The following is a 1,209-nucleotide window of genomic DNA, read 5'->3' as shown; positions in this document are numbered from 1 at the left end:
TCTTCGTCTCGATGACGGGGGCACTCGTTGCCAAGATGTGGGTCGACACGTCTGAGGTCGAAATCCCCGCCATCGTCTGGTTTCCGCCGATCGATGCCCAAGCCTTCGCCGCCACCATCGGCATCGCGGTCGTAGGCGGCCTGGCGGGAAAGTTGTGCCGACTGCCCTCGCCCTTCTTCCTCGGCACCTTCATCTTCGGCACCGTCGTCCATCTCGGCTTGGTCGTGGAAATGCAATTGCCGCAATGGCTGCTGGCCGTCAGCTACGCCATGGTCGGCTGGTCGATCGGCCTGAACTTCACAAGGGCGATCCTGCGCCATGCGGCGCGCGCCTTGCCGCAGATCATCGCCTCGATCGTGGCCTTGATCGCCTTTTGCGGCGGCCTTGCCTTCATGATCAGCCATCTCCTGGGCATCGATCCGCTGACCGCCTATCTGGCGACCAGCCCCGGCGGCATGGACAGCATCGCCATCATCGCTGCAGCAGCGCAGAACGTCGACATCTCTTTCGTCATGGCGCTGCAATCAGCACGCTTCCTGATCGTGCTGCTGATCGGCCCGAGCGTCGCGCGGCTGGTGGCGAGAAGCGTCAGGCAATAGGCAGCGGCTAGTCCTCGCCGCCCTCGCCCACGCTGTGCGCGTCCCGGCGCCAGTAGGCCGTAACCAGGTGGCGGTCGCGCGGCAGGCCCCACTGTTTGCGCACGATCTTGCGGATCTCCCGGAAATCGCCAAATTCGCAACCGACCCAGACGTACAGGCCGTCGGCAAGCGCCATGTGCTTGCGCTCGCGCAAGGCGGCGGACAACAGGCCCGCGGTGCCGGCCTCGCGGCCGTGCCGGTAAAGCCAGGTGATGTCGATATTATCCCCTTGCGCCAGCGCCATCCGGTCGTCCGGCCCATCGATCTCGATCAGCGCCTCAGCGCGTGTTGACGGCGGCAGATCTTCCAGAATCCTGCCTATGGCGGGAAGTGCTGTGTCGTCGCCGAGCAGAAGCAAGGTCTGCGCCACCGGAGCGTCGCCGCCACCGGGTCCGATCATGCCGATGACATCTCCCGCCCGTGCATTTTGCGCGAAGCTGGCGGCGGGCGTCTCCTGGCCGGGGTGCAGCACGAAATCGACATCGAGCCAGCCGCTTGCGGCATCCAGCGCCCGGATCGTGTAGACCCGCACGGCAAGAGCATCGTCGCCCGACGGCCTGATTGTCTGGCC

General features: G+C 65.5%; 2 protein-coding genes. One reads left to right on the top strand and one right to left on the bottom strand.

Features of this window, described 5'->3' with window-relative positions; all coding sequences use genetic code 11:
- Nucleotides 1–599 (top strand): AbrB family transcriptional regulator (locus EN994_RS32245; RefSeq protein ID WP_206530557.1); only part of this gene is annotated, 599 nt, incomplete at its 5' end.
- 7 nt (nt 600–606) lie between these two features.
- Here EN994_RS32245 and EN994_RS32240 read toward each other — a convergent pair.
- A partial coding sequence (locus tag EN994_RS32240) for a siderophore-interacting protein (protein WP_164746456.1) occupies nt 607–1,209 on the bottom strand: 603 nt, incomplete at its 5' end.

Source organism: Mesorhizobium sp. M7A.F.Ca.CA.002.09.1.1, assembly GCF_003998555.1.
Classification (GTDB): Bacteria; Pseudomonadota; Alphaproteobacteria; order Rhizobiales; family Rhizobiaceae; genus Mesorhizobium; species Mesorhizobium ciceri.
The sequence above is the reverse complement of the archived record's forward strand: the minus strand, read 5'-3'. Positions and strand labels throughout refer to the sequence as shown.